At 38.9% G+C, this 553-nt stretch carries 1 protein-coding gene; it reads left to right on the top strand.

Annotation, left to right across the window (positions count from 1 at the left end; all coding sequences use genetic code 11):
* Nucleotides 1-243 precede the first annotated feature (243 nt).
* Nucleotides 244-375, top strand: coding sequence for a hypothetical protein (locus tag KXG62_RS34480; RefSeq protein WP_281427084.1), 132 nt, complete (start codon nucleotides 244-246; stop codon nucleotides 373-375).
* Nucleotides 376-553: the final 178 nt, after the last annotated feature.

Genomic DNA, 553 nt, shown 5'->3' with positions numbered 1-553 from the left:
AAATAGTTGTGGCTGGACCCCGGTCCGTTTTGCTGCTCGCATAACTGTTCCTCATTTCTAATCAGGTATTTCTATTATTCTACCATATCGAGTATTCGTGGTGTTTTTCACCACACTTTTAAAGAGGTAGGAATTAACGAAATTACAATCACGCCTCAGCATGAGATAGTAAAACGAACTGATAATGACTTTAATTCACGCATAAGTATTTGGGCTGACGTAGCTGCCAGTAGAGGGATTCAAATGGTTAAGGATGGATTTATTACAGAAAGTGAGCGTGCCTCAGCTGAAAGAGAGTATCGTGATTGGGTTAATGAAACTGCTATGTCTCAAACAATGTATTTATTAGCAGTAGAAGGTCGCAAACAAAATTAATGCCAAAAGACAGCGGAGAGACGCTGTCTTTTTTAGTCAAATGTAATCCAATTGCTTGAGGACGTAAAAAGTTTTGTGTAAATGGTTAAACTTTCCATTAAGGAGATGATCATTTATGCAAGACCTAAAGGACAAGACGATCAAGGAGCTGGCAAAAGATTGCCGGACAGTTGAAGAT

The sequence above is a fragment of the Paenibacillus solanacearum genome (assembly GCF_910593845.1).
In the GTDB taxonomy this organism is placed as follows: Bacteria; Bacillota; Bacilli; order Paenibacillales; family NBRC-103111; genus Paenibacillus_G; species Paenibacillus_G solanacearum.
Note: the sequence above shows the minus strand (reverse complement) of the source record. Positions and strands in the feature narration are given on the sequence as shown.

Excerpts from the sequence above, each read along its gene's own strand:
- KXG62_RS34480 (WP_281427084.1), top strand. The coding sequence starts at position 244 with ATGGTTAAGGATGGATTTATTACAGAAAGTGAGCGTGCCTCAGCTGAA.